Here is a 13779-nt window from a genome sequence, read left to right as displayed (position 1 = left end):
CAGGGTGCCGCCACCACCATGAACGAGGAGACCCACCTGTGATCCTGACTGCGCTTGCTGCAGGGACCACGACCGCCGTCGTCACCGCCGAGGGTGGCGAGGGGTTCGAGACCCCGACCCCCGACATCTTCTGGCTTCCGCTGATCGGTGAGGGCGAGTGGGCCATCACCGAGCAGATGGTGTGGGGCGGCGTCTCCGTCCTTCTGCTCAGCGTCGTCATGGTGGCCCTGTCCAAGAACGCCGCGGTCGTCCCGTCCAAGGGCCAGTGGCTCATGGAGGGCTTCTACAACTTCGCGCGCAACGGCGTCGCCCGCGACATGATCGGCACCAGGCACTTCCTCAGGTTCGTGCCGCTCCTGTTCAGCCTCTTCGCGCTGATCCTGCTCAACAACTGGTTCGGGATCATCCCGCCGGTCATGAACCCGACGATGGGCCGGATCGGCTTCCCGATCGCCCTCGTCCTCGTCGTCTACGTGGTCTACCACTGGGTCGGCATCAAGCGGATGGGGCTCAAGGGCTACTTCGCCCACATGGTCCCGGACGGGCTGCCCGGCTGGATCAAGCCGTTCATCATGCTGCTCGAGATCATCACGTACTTCATCACCCGGCCGCTCACGCTGGCCCTGCGACTCTTCGGCAACATGTTCGCCGGCCACATGCTCATCGTGCTGTTCGTGAGCGCCGGCGCCTACTTCCTCACCCAGGGCGTCCTGTTCAAGCTGCTCTCCGTGCCGACCTTCGTCATGGCGGCCGTGATGTTCATCTTCGAGGCGCTGGTCCAGTTCCTCCAGGCCTACGTCTTCGTCCTGCTCTCGGCGAGCTACATCGCCGGCGCCCTCGCCGACGACCACTGAGTCGACCCGGCCCCCAGCTGCTCCACCCCACAACTTCATAGCTCGTCCCCGTTCTTCCTCCGTGGCACACGGCCGTGGAGGAACTCCAAAAACACGAAAGAGGAATCATCGTGGAAGGCAACCTCTCGCTCGTCGGCTACGGCCTTGCGACCATCGGCCCGGCCATCGCCGTCGGCCTGATCTTCGCCGCCTACATCAACGGTGTGGCCCGTCAGCCCGAGGCCCGCAACCTCCTGCAGCCGATCGCCATCCTCGGCTTCGCGCTCGCCGAGGCGCTCGCGATCTTCGCGCTGGTGCTCTACTTCGTCAAGGGCGCCTGACCGCCGATCCCGGCAATCCCCCGATCCGGCACGAAGCACTAGGAGTACCCGTGCAGTTCACCGCCACCGCATCGTCGGTTGTTTCCTTGGCCACGGCCGAGGGCGCCAAGATGCCGCTCATCCCGCACATCCCCGAGCTGATCTTCGGCCTCGTGATGATCGGGATCCTCTACTGGGTGGTGTCGACCAAGGTCGTCCCCAACCTGGAGAAGGCCTACGAGGAGCGCCGCGCCGCCATCGAGGGCGGCATGGAGCAGGCCGAGGAGGCCCAGGCCCAGGCCCAGGCAGCGAAGCAGCAGTACGAAGCCCAGCTGCACGAGGCCCGCACCGAGGCCAACGCCATCCGTGAGGAGGCGCGCGCCGAGGGTGCCTCGATCGTCACCGAGATGCGCGAGAAGGCCCAGGCGGAGGCGAACCGGATCACCGAGTCGGCCAAGCGCCAGATCGAGGCCGAGCGCCAGCAGGCCGTGGTCTCGCTCCGCTCCGAGGTCGGCACGCTCTCGACGACCCTCGCCAGCCGCATCGTCGGCGAGTCCCTCGAGGACGAGGTCCGTCAGAAGGGCATGATCGACCGCTTCCTCGCGGAGCTCGAGAGCGGCTCGGTCCGCCCCGAGAAGGTCGGTGCCAGCGCACCGGCCGCCGCGCCCGCGGCCGACCAGCCCGCGCAGGGCCAGCTCGACCTCGGTGCGGACGGCCCCGCTGGGCGGGACGCCTGATGGCTGGCTCGTCCCGTGCGGCGCGGGCGGCCGCCGACAAGGCGCTCACCGGCGCCCTCGACGGCGTCGACCGCTCCGCCCTGGCCGAGGAGCTCTTCTCGATCGCGGCAGCGATCGACGGCAACATCGCCCTGCGCCGCGCGTTCGCCGACCCGTCGCGGGAGGGGTCGGCCAAGCGTGACCTCGCCGAGCGCCTCTTCGGCGGCAAGGTGAGCGAGTCGGCCAACGGCGTCATCGGTGAGGTCGTCGCCCAGCGCTGGTCCTCCGAGGGCGACCTCGCCGACACCGTCGAGGCCCTGGCCGTCCGCGCGCTCCTCGCGAGCGCCGAGAAGGCCGGTCGCATCGACGACGTCGAGAACCAGCTGTTCCGGTTCGAGCGGATCGTCGCGGCCGACACCGGCCTGCGCGACACCCTCTCGAGCCGCAACACCGACGCCGAGGGCAAGGCCGGGGTGGTGCGCCGCCTGCTCGAGGGCAAGGTGGCGCCCGAGACCCTGCGCCTCGCCGAGCAGGCCGTGCGGGCGGACCGGGGCCGTCGCCTCGACCGCGTGCTCGAGTCCTACCTCACGATGGCGGCCGACCGGCGCGAGGAGCTCACCGCCCTCGTCACCGTCGCCGTCGCGCTCGACGAGCGCCAGCAGGCGCGGCTCAAGTCGGCGCTCCGTTCGATCTACGGCAAGCCCGTGACGCTGCAGACGGTGCTCGACAAGAGCGTCGTCGGTGGCATCCGCGTCCAGATCGGCGACGAGGTCGTCGACGGCACGGTCGTGCGCCGCCTCGACACGGTGCGTCGCGACCTCGCCGGCTGACCGGACCCCACGGCACACGCCGTACTGCTCGACCACACCTGAAAAGCACGACGACTCAACCAACACGCTTCGGCCCCACCGGGGGCTGGTAACCGAGGAGAAGAGATCACATGACGGAGCTCTCGATCCGTCCGGAGGAGATCCGGGACGCACTGGACAGCTACGTCCAGTCCTACGAGCCCGGCGCGGCCTCCCGCGAAGAGGTCGGCCGCGTCACCGACGCCGGTGACGGCATCGCCCACGTCGAGGGCCTGCCCTCGGCGATGACCAACGAGCTGCTCGAGTTCGAGGACGGCACGCTGGGCCTGGCGCTCAACCTCGACGTCCACGAGATCGGTGTCGTCATCCTCGGTGACTTCTCCGGTATCGAGGAGGGCCAGCAGGTCAAGCGGACCGGAGAGGTCCTCTCGGTGCCCGTCGGCGACGGCTACCTCGGCCGCGTCGTCAACCCGCTCGGCACCCCGATCGACGGCCTGGGCGACATCGCCAGCGACGAGCGCCGCGCGCTCGAGCTGCAGGCGCCCTCGGTCGTCCAGCGCAAGTCGGTGCACGAGCCGCTGCAGACCGGCCTGAAGTCGGTGGACGCCATGACGCCGATCGGGCGAGGCCAGCGCCAGCTCATCATCGGTGACCGCCAGACCGGCAAGACCACTGTCGCGGTCGACACGATCATCAACCAGAAGGAGTTCTGGGAGACCGGCGACCCCAACAAGCAGGTCCGCTGCATCTACGTCGGGATCGGCCAGAAGGGCTCGACCATCGCGTCGGTCCGCGCCACCCTCGAGGAGGCGGGCGCGATGGAGTACACCACCATCGTCGCCGCCCCGGCCTCCGACAGCGCGGGCTTCAAGTACCTCGCGCCCTACACCGGCTCCGCCATCGGACAGCACTGGATGTACCAGGGCAAGCACGTCCTCATCGTCTTCGACGACCTGTCGAAGCAGGCAGAGGCCTACCGCGCCGTCTCGCTCCTCCTGCGCCGCCCGCCGGGCCGCGAGGCCTACCCGGGTGACGTCTTCTACCTGCACTCCCGCCTGCTCGAGCGTTGCGCCAAGCTGAGCGACGAGCTCGGAGCGGGATCGATGACCGGCCTGCCGATCATCGAGACCAAGGCCGGTGACGTCTCGGCCTACATCCCGACGAACGTCATCTCCATCACCGACGGCCAGATCTACCTCCAGGCCGACCTCTTCAACTCCAACGTCCGCCCCGCGGTCGATGTGGGTGTCTCGGTCTCCCGAGTCGGTGGCGCCGCCCAGACCAAGGCCATGAAGTCGGTCTCCGGTCGTCTCAAGCTCGACCTCGCCCAGTTCCGCGCGCTCGAGGCCTTCGCGATGTTCGCGTCCGACCTCGACCCGGCCTCGAAGGCCCAGCTCGCCAAGGGCGCGCGTCTCGTCGAGCTGCTCAAGCAGCCGCAGTCGGCGCCGTTCCCGGTCGAGGAGCAGGTCGTCTCCGTGTGGGCCGGCACCACCGGCCAGCTCGACGACATCGCCGTCGAGGACATCCGCCGCTTCGAGGCCGACTTCCTCGGCCACCTGCGTCGCAGCAAGGGCGACCTCCTCGCGGCCATCCGCGAGACGGGCAAGTTCGAGGAGTCCACCGAGGAGGCCCTCAAGGCCGAGATCGACTCCTTCAAGAAGGGCTTCGAGCCCTCCAACAAGGAGAACGTCCCGGTGGGCGACGAGAGCGAGAGCGGCGACGACGCCCTCGACTCCGCCCAGGAGCAGATCGTCAAGCAGAAGCGCTGACCCGTATGCCGGGTGGTCACCTCGCGTGACCGCCCGGCGCGGGGAGCGCGGTCGCCACGTCGGCCGGACGGCATACGAACTTTTCGCAGAGCAGCACCAGAAACCAAGGAAGGCGGAAACCTATGGGAGCGCAGATCCGGGAGTACCGGCAGCGCATCCGCTCCGTCAGCGCGACGAAGAAGATCACGCGGGCCATGGAGCTCATGGCCGCGGCGCGCGTCGTCAAGGCCCAGCAGGCCGTGCGCGAGTCGACCCCCTACGCGCGGGCCATCACGCGTGCGGTGTCGGCGGTCGCGACCTTCTCCAACGAGGAGCACGTCCTCACCACCGAGAAGGAGAAGGTGACCCGGGCAGCGGTCGTCATCATCACCTCCGACCGTGGTCTCGCCGGCGCCTACAGCTCATCGGTCCTCAAGGAGTCCGAGCGCCTCATCGCCCGCCTCCGCGAGGAGGGCAAGGAGACGGTCCCGTACCTCCTCGGCCGCAAGGCCGTCGGCTACTACTCCTTCCGTGGCCGTGAGTTCGCCGCCGACTGGACCGGTGACTCCGAGAAGCCGGCCTTCGAGCGGGCCCGCGAGATCGGGATCCGGCTCGTCGACGACTTTCTCAAGGACACCGAGGCCGAGGGCGGCGTCGACGAGGTGCACATCGTCTACTCGCGCTTCGTCTCCATGGTCACCCAGGAGCCCGAGGTCATCCGTCTCCTGCCCCTCGAGATCGTCGAGGGCACCGAGGCTCCCACCGAGGGCGAGCTGTTCCCGCTCTACGAGTTCGAGCCCACCGTCGAGGAGGTCCTCGACGCCCTGCTCCCCAAGTATGTCAACTCGCGCCTGTTCAACGCGATGCTCCAGGCCGCGGCCTCCGAGCTCGCGGCGCGCCAGCGGGCGATGAAGTCCGCGACGGACAACGCCGAGGAGCTCGTCAAGAAGTACACCCGGCTGGCCAACCAGGCCCGTCAGGCGGAGATCACCCAAGAGATCAGCGAAATCGTCGGTGGCGCCAGCGCCCTGGCCGAGAGCAAGTGAGAGAGAAACCCATGACTGCCACTGTCACTGAAGACACTCAGGAGACCCGCGAGGGCGGCATCGGCCGGATCTCGCGGATCATCGGCCCGGTCGTCGACATCGAGTTCCCCGTCGACGCGATGCCGGAGCAGTACAACCTGCTCACGACCACCGTCGAGCTCGGCGGCGAGTCCAAGAACCTCAACCTCGAGGTCGCCCAGCACATCGGCGACAACATGGTCCGCGCCATCTCGCTCCAGCCCACCGACGGCCTGGTGCGCGGCTCGACCGTCCAGGACACCGGCGGCCCGATCACGGTGCCCGTCGGCGACGCGACCCTCGGCAAGGTCTTCAACGCGACCGGCGAGGTGCTCAACCTCGAGGAGGGCGAGCGCTTCGAGGTCACCGAGCGCTGGGGCATCCACCGCAAGGCTCCGGACTTCGACCAGCTCGAGCCGAAGACCCAGATGTTCGAGACCGGCATCAAGATCATCGACCTCATGACCCCCTATGTGCAGGGTGGCAAGATCGGTCTCTTCGGTGGCGCCGGTGTCGGCAAGACCGTCCTCATCCAGGAGATGATCGCCCGCGTCGCACGCAACCACGGTGGCGTCTCGGTGTTCGCCGGTGTCGGCGAGCGCACCCGTGAGGGCAACGACCTCATGGTGGAGATGGAGGAGGCCGGCGTCCTCGGTCAGACCGCCCTCGTCTTCGGCCAGATGGACGAGCCGCCGGGCACGCGTCTGCGCGTCGCGCTCTCGGCCCTGACGATGGCCGAGTACTTCCGGGACGTCCAGAACCAGGACGTGCTCCTCTTCATCGACAACATCTTCCGCTTCACCCAGGCGGGTTCCGAGGTCTCCACCCTCCTCGGCCGTATGCCGTCCGCCGTGGGCTACCAGCCCACCCTCGCCGACGAGATGGGCGTTCTCCAGGAGCGCATCACCTCGACGCGAGGCAACTCGATCACCTCGATGCAGGCGATCTACGTGCCCGCTGACGACTACACCGACCCGGCCCCGGCGACGACCTTCGCGCACCTCGACGCGACGACCGAGCTCTCCCGCGAGATCGCCTCGCTCGGCATCTACCCGGCCGTGGACCCGCTGACGTCGACGTCCCGCATCCTCGACCGCCGCTACATCGCCGACGACCACTACGACACGGCGGTCCGTATCCGGCAGATCCTCCAGCGCAACAAGGAGCTGCAGGACATCATCGCCATCCTCGGCATCGACGAGCTGTCCGAGGAGGACAAGATCCTCGTCAACCGGGCCCGTCGCATCCAGCGGTTCCTCGGTCAGAACACCTATGTCGCCAAGCAGTTCACCGGCATCGAGGGCTCGACGGTTCCGCTGGCCGACACGATCGAGGCCTTCACCAAGATCGCGGACGGCGAGTTCGACCACTTCCCGGAGCAGGCGTTCTTCATGTGCGGTGGCCTCGACGACGTCGAGCGCCAGGCCGCGGAGATCCAGAAGAACCTCTGAGTCCTCTGGGCCTGCTCCTCATCGGAAGTGCGTGGCGCGCTCCTTCGTCGCGAGCCTGCCACGCACTTCCTTGATCGTCGCAGGACGTCCCTACACGGGGCGATCGCAGGGCCGATGCCGCACGCGGTGTCGGCCCTGCGGCACACGGCGTCGGAGGCACTCCTCCAGCGCCGGTAGACTTCATCTCCACACCACTTCCCGGAGGAACACGTGAGCCAGCTGCAGGTCGAACTCGTCGCCGCGGACCGCAAGGTCTGGGAGGGCGAGGCGAGCCAGGTCAGTGCCCGTTCCATCGAGGGCGAGCTCGGCATCATGCCCGGTCACACCCCCATCCTCGGCGTCCTCGTCGAGGGCGAGGTCAGGATCCACGGTGAGGGCGGTGTCCGCTCCGCGACGATCGACGGCGGCTTCCTCTCCGTCGACCACGACCGCGTGACGATCCTCGCCGAGGCCGTGGACGCCTCCGGCCTCAAGAGCTGACGCAGGGCTCGGTCACGACATGACGCCGATCGTCGCCGTCGAGCTGGTGCTCGCGGTGGCGCTCGCCCTCATGGTGGCGCTCATCCTCTACGTCTGGCTGCGCCGGCGGTGGATCGCCGGTGGCAAGCCGCTCATGCTCTGCGCGATCAGCGCGGGGCAGCACAGCCGGTGGCGCCTCGGTCTGGCCCGGATCTCCGGCGACCGGCTCGACTGGTTCTCGGTCGTGGGGCCCTCGCCGCGACCGGCGCACTCGTGGGTGCGCCACGAGCTCGACCTCGGGGCGCCGCAGCGCCTCCCCGACGCCGTGCCGGGCCTGCCGCCGGATGCCGTCTGCGTCACCGGGCGGTCGACCTCGCACGACTGGGAGCTCGCGATGAGCCCAGCCGCCTACACCGCCGTCCGTGCGTGGCTCGAGAGCTCGCCGCCCGGCTACAACGTCAACGTGGCCTGACGCCCGGCTCTCCTGGGGCCCGACCCGTCTGAGGCGCGGCTCGACTGAGGCCCGGCGCGCGGTCGGCGCCCCGAGCGCGGCGTCAGTCGTCGTCGGTCGTGGGGTCGTCCGCTGCCTCGACCGCGGCGCGGCGGCTCCTCTCGGGCGCCTCGGCGCGCCCGCCACCCGGCTGCCACAGGACGTCGCCACCGGCGTCGAGGTTGGCGACCCGCGCGAGGATGAAGAGCAGGTCCGACAGCCGGTTGAGGTAGGCCGCGGCGGTCGGGTTGACCCCGCCCTCGCCCTTCGTCGTCCCGACCTCGGTGCCGTGGGCCTCGATGGCGGCCCACGTCGCGCGCTCGGCACGACGGACGACGGTCGTCGCCTGGTGGAGGTGGGCGGCTGCGACCGTGCCGCCGGGGAGGATGAACGACCGAAGCTTCTCGAGCCGGGCGTTCTGGGCATCGCAGTCGGCCTCGAGCTCGTCCACCCACTCGCTCCGGACCCGCAGCGGCGGGTACTCCGGGTTCTCCAGCAGCGGGGTCGACAGGTCGGCGCCGACGTCGAAGAGGTCGTTCTGCACCCGCCCGAGGATGGCCCGGACGTCGTCGTCGAGCGTGCCCGTGGCGAGCACGACGCCGATGACCGCGTTGGCCTCGTTGACGTCGGCGTAGGCGGCCAGCCGGGGGTCGGTCTTGCGGGTGCGGCTGAAGTCCCCGAGCCCGGTGGTGCCGTCGTCGCCGGTCCGGGTGTAGATGCGGGTGAGGTTGACCATGGCTCGAGCCTGCCAGATGTCTTGACCGACTCTTTACCGGTGGCATGCCCCGGGCGGGGAGAGGGTCACGTTCAATGGTCGCCAGAGGGAAAGGGGTGCATCGTGGCCCACCGCCGAGACCAGATCGTCGCGCTCGACGAGCACCGTGACGCGTCCGGGCACCACGTCTCGCTGCGCGGTCGACTCGACGTCCGCTCCGTCCCCGACCTGCGGATCGTCCTGCACCGGGTCGTCGACGACGGCACGGACGACCTGCTGCTCGACCTGGCCGAGTGCGAGATCGGGGACGCCACCGGCTTCGGCGTCCTCGTCGAGTGCCTGCGCCGGGCTCGCCGGGGCTCGCGCACCTTCTGCATCGTCGACGCCGACGACCGCACCCACCGCCTGCTCCGCCGGGCCCGCATGAGCCACGTCGTCGGCCATGTCGACCCCGCCGACGCGGTGGTCGTCCCCGCTGCCGGCTGACCCGTCTGCCACGCTGTCGGGGTGACGACACCTCCGGCGCCGGCCACGAGGCTCCTCGGGCTCGACGCCGCCCGGGGCCTCGCGGTCGTCGCGATGGTCGTCGCGCACGCCCTGCCCTTCGTCAGCGCCCGGCTCTCGGAGGCCGCGACGTTCCTGCTCCTCCAGGTCAACGACCTGGCCTCGCCGCTCTTCGCGCTCGTCATGGGCGCCGCGGCGGGCCTCGTCTTCCCCGGTCCGTCGGTCGGACGTGGTCTCGCCCGTGCGGGCGTGCGCGGGGTGGCTCTCATCGCCCTCGGTGTTGGGCTGGAGCAGCTCGACCACTGGGTCGCCGTCATCCTCCACATCCTCGGAATGCTCGTCATCGTCGGGACGCCGCTGCTCCTGCTCGGCTCGCGCTGGCTCCTCGGGTTCGCGGTCGTCCTGCTCCTCGTCGCCCCCTCGGTCATCGCGGCGGTGACGAGAGCGGCCGGTGGAGAGGCGGGAGGCACGTCGCCCACCACCTCATGGGCCGGCAACCCGGTGCTCGAGTGGCTCGTCCTCAACACCCACTACCGGGTGCTCTCGCTGCTCCCGCTCTTCCTCGTCGGCGCGGTCCTCGCCCGGCGAGGGCTGCGCGACGAGCGGACCTCGTGGTGGTGCCTCATGGGCGGTCTCGCCCTCGTCTGGGCGAGCTTCGCGGCCGAGCTGCTCGGCCACCCCGTCGTCTTCTCCGGCGACCACACGGACCAGCTGCAGGAGAACGGTCTCGCGCTCGCGGCATACGGGCTCGTCATGGCGGTGTGGATCGGGGGCGAGGCGAGAGGAGTGCAGCACGTCGTGCTCGGTCCGCTGGCCGCGGTCGGCACGGTCGCCCTCTCGCTCTACGTGGCGCACGTGGCGCTGCTCGTGCCCGTCATCCCGGCGTTCCCCGACGGCGGCTGGCTGCCGTTCACGCTCTTCGTCGGGGTGAGCGTGCTCGCCGCCTGGGCCTGGGCCAGGTTGGTCGGACGAGGTCCGGTCGAGGCGGTCCTCGACGCCGTCTCGCCCTCCCGGCGGCCACCGGTGACGGTCGACGCGGCGTGAGGACTCTCACCGCCTGAGACCCTGTCTCGCCTGCTGGCCCGCCGGTAGCGTCGCCGCCATGGCCGACGACCGACCCGACGCCCCCGACGCTGCCGCCCCCGCTCGTCCCGAGCGCGACCGCCCCTGGGTCATGCGCACGTATGCCGGCCACTCCAGCGCCGCTGCGTCGAACGCGCTCTACCGGCGCAACCTGGAGAAGGGCCAGACCGGGCTGTCCGTCGCGTTCGACCTGCCCACGCAGACCGGCTACGACCCCGACCACGTGCTCGCGCGCGGCGAGGTCGGCAAGGTCGGCGTGCCGATCTCGCACATCGGCGACATGAAGGCGCTCTTCGACCAGATCCCGCTGGGGCAGATGAACACGTCGATGACGATCAACGCGACGGCGATGTGGCTGCTCGCGATGTACCAGGTCGCGGCGGAGGAGCAGGCCGAGGCAGCCGGCGAGGACCCGGCCAGCGTCGTCAGGGCGCTCGCGGGGACGACCCAGAACGACATCATCAAGGAGTACCTCTCGCGCGGGACCTACGTCTTCGCGCCGGCGCCGTCGCTGCGGCTCATCACCGACATGGTGAGCTACACCGTCGCCGAGATCCCCAAGTGGAACCCGATCAACATCTGCAGCTACCACCTGCAGGAGGCCGGCGCGACACCCGTGCAGGAGATCGCCTACGCGATGTCGACGGCGATCGCCGTCCTCGACGCGGTCCGCGACGCCGGGCAGGTGCCGCCGGAGCGGTTCGGCGAGGTCGTCGCCCGCATCTCCTTCTTCGTCAACGCCGGCGTCCGCTTCGTCGAGGAGATGTGCAAGATGCGCGCCTTCGTCGAGCTCTGGGACGAGCTGACCCGGGAGAGGTACGGCGTCACCGACGCCAAGCAGCGCCGCTTCCGCTACGGCGTGCAGGTGAACTCGCTCGGCCTCACCGAGGCCCAGCCCGAGAACAACGTCCAGCGGATCGTCCTCGAGATGCTCGCGGTCACGCTGTCGAAGGACGCGCGTGCCCGCGCCGTCCAGCTGCCGGCGTGGAACGAGGCGCTCGGGCTGCCGCGCCCCTGGGACCAGCAGTGGTCGCTGCGGATGCAGCAGGTCCTCGCCTTCGAGTCCGACCTGCTCGAGTACGACGACCTCTTCGCCGGGTCGACGGTCGTCGAGGCCAAGGTCGCCGAGCTCGTCGCCGGCGCCAAGGCCGAGATCGCCCGGGTGCAGGAGATGGGCGGGGCCGTCGCGGCCGTCGAGAGCGGCTACATGAAGTCGGCCCTCGTCGCCTCGCACGCGCTGCGGCGCCAGCGGATCGAGGCCGGCGAGGACGTCATCGTCGGCGTCAACAGGTTCGAGTCGACCGAGCCCAACCCGCTCACCGCCGACCTCGACACCGCCATCCAGACGGTCGACGCCGGGGTCGAGCAGGCCGCGGCGACCGCGGTGCGCCAGTGGCGCGAGCAGCGCGACGCCGACCCGGCCCGGCGCGACCGCGCGGCCGCGGCGCTGGCCCGCCTGCGCGAGGTGGCGGCGACCGACGAGAACCTCATGGAGGCCTCGCTCGAGTGCGCCCGCGCCGAGGTGACGACGGGGGAGTGGGCCCAGGCGCTGCGTGACGTCTTCGGTGAGTTCCGGGCCCCCACGGGCGTCACCGGCTCGGTCGGTCTCACCGGCGGTGCGGCCGGGACCGAGCTCACCGCGGTCCGACAGCGTGTGGCCGACCTCCGTGACGAGCTGGGCGAGACCCTGAGGATCCTCGTCGGCAAGCCCGGGCTCGACGGCCACTCCAACGGCGCAGAGCAGATCGCCGTCCGGGCGCGCGACGCCGGCTTCGAGGTGATCTACCAGGGCATCCGGCTCACGCCGGAGCAGATCGTCGCGGCCGCGGTGTCCGAGGACGTCCACCTCGTCGGCATCTCGATCCTCTCCGGCTCGCACATGGAGCTCGTGCCCGAGGTGCTCGAGCGGCTGCGCGACGCCGGGGCCGGCGACATCCCGGTCGTCGTCGGCGGGATCATCCCCGAGTCCGACGCGGCCCGGCTCAAGGCGCTCGGGGTGGCCGAGGTCTTCACCCCGAAGGACTTCGGGCTCAACGACATCATGGGCAGGTTCGTCGACGTCATCCGCGAGTCACGGCACACGGAGGGCGCGGAACCCACCCCCGTCTGACGACTGATTGCCAGTTCCAGCGGTTCGTCCGGAGCCAGCCCGGCCGCGGGGCGCTGGAACTGGCAACAGGTTGCGCGTGCGTCAGAAGTGCGTCGCGCAGCGAGGCGTCGGCCCGCCGTCGGCCATCGCGGCGAACCGCTCCAGCGAGTCGGTGGAGCCGGTGAGGCGACCTGCGTCGACGAGGCTCGGCACCCTGACCCCACCGAGGTAGAGCGCGCCGAGCGTCTCGACGTCGAGCTCGACGTCGGGCTCGACGTCGGCCTCGGACTCGCCGGCCGGAGTGACGTGGACACGCCCGTCGGCAGTGCCGAGGGTGAAGTGCCCGTCGGCGTGGCCGAGCGGGTCGTGAACCCGCAGCGTGAGGACGTCGTCGGCGAACCACGGCCGTGCGGCCAGCGCGGCCGGCACATCGAGAACGCGCACCCAGACGTGGTCGGGCCGCTGGCGGACCCGCACGACGCGATGGTCGACGAGCGCGAGCGGGAGCGGGTCGAGGTTCGGGGTCGTGGCGACCGCGACGTCGGCCAGGTCGATGTCGGCGACGAACTGCCAGAGCGCCAGCCGCGCCTGCGGCGTGACGCCGATGAGGTCGCGCACGCGCACCTCGTAGGCGTCGTCGACCTCCTTGACCGCCCAGACGACGAAGCCGTCCGGCCGCCCGTCGGCGTCGAGCCGGACCGCGACCCGCTGGGCGCGGTCCTCGCCCTGCTCCTCCCAGTCGTAGCCGCGCAGCCAGGTCTCGTAGTAGCCGGGCCGCTCGAGGCTGCCGCGCGTCGCCTCGTGGAACCGCTCGTATGCCGTCCGCATCGACTCCCAGCCCGGGCCCGGCTCGACGAGGACGACGCGACCGTCGTCGTCCACCGGGCGACGCATCCGGAACTTCGCGGAGGTGTCGATGCGCACCGACTGCTCGGTCGTGGCCACCCCGAAGCCGAAGCGTTGGTAGATCGATCCCTCCGACGCCGTGAGCACGGCGACGGCGAGGCCCTCGCGGGCCGCCTCGTCGAGGTGCTCGGTCATGAGCCGACGCATGAGGCCCCGCCGACGGTGCGTGGGCGACACCGTGACGTCGGTGATCATCCGCACGAGCAGCATCGAGGCGCCGGTATTGAGGTGCTTGTCGAAGTAGCCGAAGGTCGCGACCGGGATGGCTCCGGCGAGCGGGAGGTCCGGCTGCTCCCACACGCCCCGCAGGACCGCCTCCTCGCCGCGCTGGACCGTGAGCCACTTCTCGAGGTGCTCGTCGCTGGGGGTCTGCTCGTGGAACGAGCGGTGGACCGCCTCCACCCACCCGCGCACGCGGGCGCGCGTGTCCTCGGACTCGTCGTGCAGGTCGAGCGTGACGACGTCGAGGTGGCCGGTGCCGGTGTGGAAGCTCACGCCGCCAGCCAACCAGCGACGCGGCTGCGCTGTCGACCGACTTTGGCGCGCGGACGGCATACGGGTGCGGGGTCGGGGCGACGTGGGATGGTGGGCG

General features: G+C 70.4%; 14 protein-coding genes. 12 read left to right on the top strand and 2 right to left on the bottom strand.

From position 1 onward, the window contains the following. Nucleotides 1–38 precede the first annotated feature (38 nt). The 9 genes from atpB to ACOJV7_RS02285 all read left to right on the top strand — a co-directional run bounded on the left by atpB (nt 39) and on the right by ACOJV7_RS02285 (nt 7872). A complete protein-coding gene (gene atpB, locus ACOJV7_RS02325) occupies nt 39–854 on the top strand; it encodes a F0F1 ATP synthase subunit A (RefSeq protein WP_420188548.1) in 816 nt (271 codons plus the stop codon). Nucleotides 855–958: 104 nt separating this feature from the next. Continuing rightward, on the top strand, nt 959–1174 hold the full coding sequence (locus ACOJV7_RS02320) for an ATP synthase F0 subunit C (protein ID WP_186828029.1): 216 nt from the start codon (nt 959–961) through the stop codon (nt 1172–1174). Nucleotides 1175–1224: 50 nt separating this feature from the next. Beyond that, nucleotides 1225–1890 carry a F0F1 ATP synthase subunit B gene (locus ACOJV7_RS02315; RefSeq protein ID WP_420188547.1) on the top strand — a complete coding sequence of 222 codons (666 nt, stop codon included), beginning with the start codon at nt 1225–1227 and terminating at the stop codon, nt 1888–1890. Further along, a complete protein-coding gene (locus tag ACOJV7_RS02310; protein ID WP_420188546.1) occupies nt 1890–2699 on the top strand; it encodes a F0F1 ATP synthase subunit delta in 810 nt (269 codons plus the stop codon). Before ACOJV7_RS02315 ends, ACOJV7_RS02310 begins: the two co-directional genes overlap by 1 nt. A gap of 110 nt (nt 2700–2809) precedes the next feature. Beyond that, nucleotides 2810–4447, top strand: a complete 1638-nt coding sequence (atpA, locus tag ACOJV7_RS02305) for a F0F1 ATP synthase subunit alpha (RefSeq protein WP_420188545.1) — start codon at nt 2810–2812, stop codon at nt 4445–4447. A gap of 122 nt (nt 4448–4569) precedes the next feature. Then, a complete protein-coding gene (locus ACOJV7_RS02300) occupies nt 4570–5472 on the top strand; it encodes a F0F1 ATP synthase subunit gamma (protein WP_420188544.1) in 903 nt (300 codons plus the stop codon). 11 nt (nt 5473–5483) lie between these two features. Beyond that, on the top strand, nt 5484–6941 hold the full coding sequence (gene atpD, locus ACOJV7_RS02295; protein WP_420188543.1) for a F0F1 ATP synthase subunit beta: 1458 nt from the start codon (nt 5484–5486) through the stop codon (nt 6939–6941). Nucleotides 6942–7151: 210 nt separating this feature from the next. Then, complete coding sequence (locus ACOJV7_RS02290) at nt 7152–7421, top strand: F0F1 ATP synthase subunit epsilon (RefSeq protein WP_420188542.1); 270 nt, start codon at nt 7152–7154, stop codon at nt 7419–7421. A 19-nt stretch (nt 7422–7440) separates the two neighbouring features. Continuing rightward, the gene (locus ACOJV7_RS02285) at nt 7441–7872 is read left to right on the top strand and encodes a DUF2550 family protein (protein WP_420188541.1); all 432 of its coding nucleotides are present in this window, start codon (nt 7441–7443) and stop codon (nt 7870–7872) included. A gap of 82 nt (nt 7873–7954) precedes the next feature. Here ACOJV7_RS02285 and ACOJV7_RS02280 read toward each other — a convergent pair whose 3' ends face one another. Further along, nucleotides 7955–8626: a cob(I)yrinic acid a,c-diamide adenosyltransferase gene (locus tag ACOJV7_RS02280; RefSeq protein ID WP_420188540.1), complete on the bottom strand. Its 672-nt coding sequence runs from the start codon at nt 8624–8626 to the stop codon at nt 7955–7957. Between the two features lie 102 nt (nt 8627–8728). Between ACOJV7_RS02280 and ACOJV7_RS02275 the strand changes: the two genes are divergently transcribed. The 3 genes from ACOJV7_RS02275 (at nt 8729) to ACOJV7_RS02265 (ending at nt 12302) form a co-directional block, all read left to right on the top strand. Beyond that, the gene (locus tag ACOJV7_RS02275; RefSeq protein WP_420188539.1) at nt 8729–9091 is read left to right on the top strand and encodes an STAS domain-containing protein; all 363 of its coding nucleotides are present in this window, start codon (nt 8729–8731) and stop codon (nt 9089–9091) included. A 21-nt stretch (nt 9092–9112) separates the two neighbouring features. Next, nucleotides 9113–10153: an acyltransferase family protein gene (locus ACOJV7_RS02270; RefSeq protein ID WP_420188538.1), complete on the top strand. Its 1041-nt coding sequence runs from the start codon at nt 9113–9115 to the stop codon at nt 10151–10153. Nucleotides 10154–10283: 130 nt separating this feature from the next. Next, nucleotides 10284–12302 (top strand): protein meaA, encoded by a 2019-nt coding sequence (locus ACOJV7_RS02265; RefSeq protein ID WP_420190362.1) that lies wholly within the window; start codon nt 10284–10286, stop codon nt 12300–12302. Nucleotides 12303–12383: 81 nt separating this feature from the next. On the opposite strand, the gene ACOJV7_RS02260 is transcribed toward ACOJV7_RS02265, so the two are convergent. Further along, the gene (locus ACOJV7_RS02260) at nt 12384–13682 is read right to left on the bottom strand and encodes a GNAT family N-acetyltransferase (RefSeq protein ID WP_420188537.1); all 1299 of its coding nucleotides are present in this window, start codon (nt 13680–13682) and stop codon (nt 12384–12386) included. Nucleotides 13683–13779: the final 97 nt, after the last annotated feature.

Source organism: Knoellia tibetensis (assembly GCF_048606415.1).
In the GTDB taxonomy this organism is placed as follows: Bacteria; Actinomycetota; Actinomycetes; order Actinomycetales; family Dermatophilaceae; genus Knoellia; species Knoellia tibetensis.
This window is presented reverse-complemented; position numbering and strand designations above follow the sequence as displayed.

What these genes read in the sequence shown, in the direction of transcription:
- ACOJV7_RS02280 (WP_420188540.1), bottom strand. Translation starts at nt 8,626, where the DNA reads ATGGTCAACCTCACCCGCATCTACACCCGGACCGGCGACGACGGCACC.
- atpA (WP_420188545.1), top strand. Translation starts at nt 2,810, where the DNA reads ATGACGGAGCTCTCGATCCGTCCGGAGGAGATCCGGGACGCACTGGAC.
- ACOJV7_RS02265 (WP_420190362.1), top strand. Translation starts at nt 10,284, where the DNA reads ATGCGCACGTATGCCGGCCACTCCAGCGCCGCTGCGTCGAACGCGCTC.
- ACOJV7_RS02285 (WP_420188541.1), top strand. Translation starts at nt 7,441, where the DNA reads ATGACGCCGATCGTCGCCGTCGAGCTGGTGCTCGCGGTGGCGCTCGCC.
- ACOJV7_RS02310 (WP_420188546.1), top strand. Translation starts at nt 1,890, where the DNA reads ATGGCTGGCTCGTCCCGTGCGGCGCGGGCGGCCGCCGACAAGGCGCTC.
- ACOJV7_RS02300 (WP_420188544.1), top strand. Translation starts at nt 4,570, where the DNA reads ATGGGAGCGCAGATCCGGGAGTACCGGCAGCGCATCCGCTCCGTCAGC.
- atpD (WP_420188543.1), top strand. Translation starts at nt 5,484, where the DNA reads ATGACTGCCACTGTCACTGAAGACACTCAGGAGACCCGCGAGGGCGGC.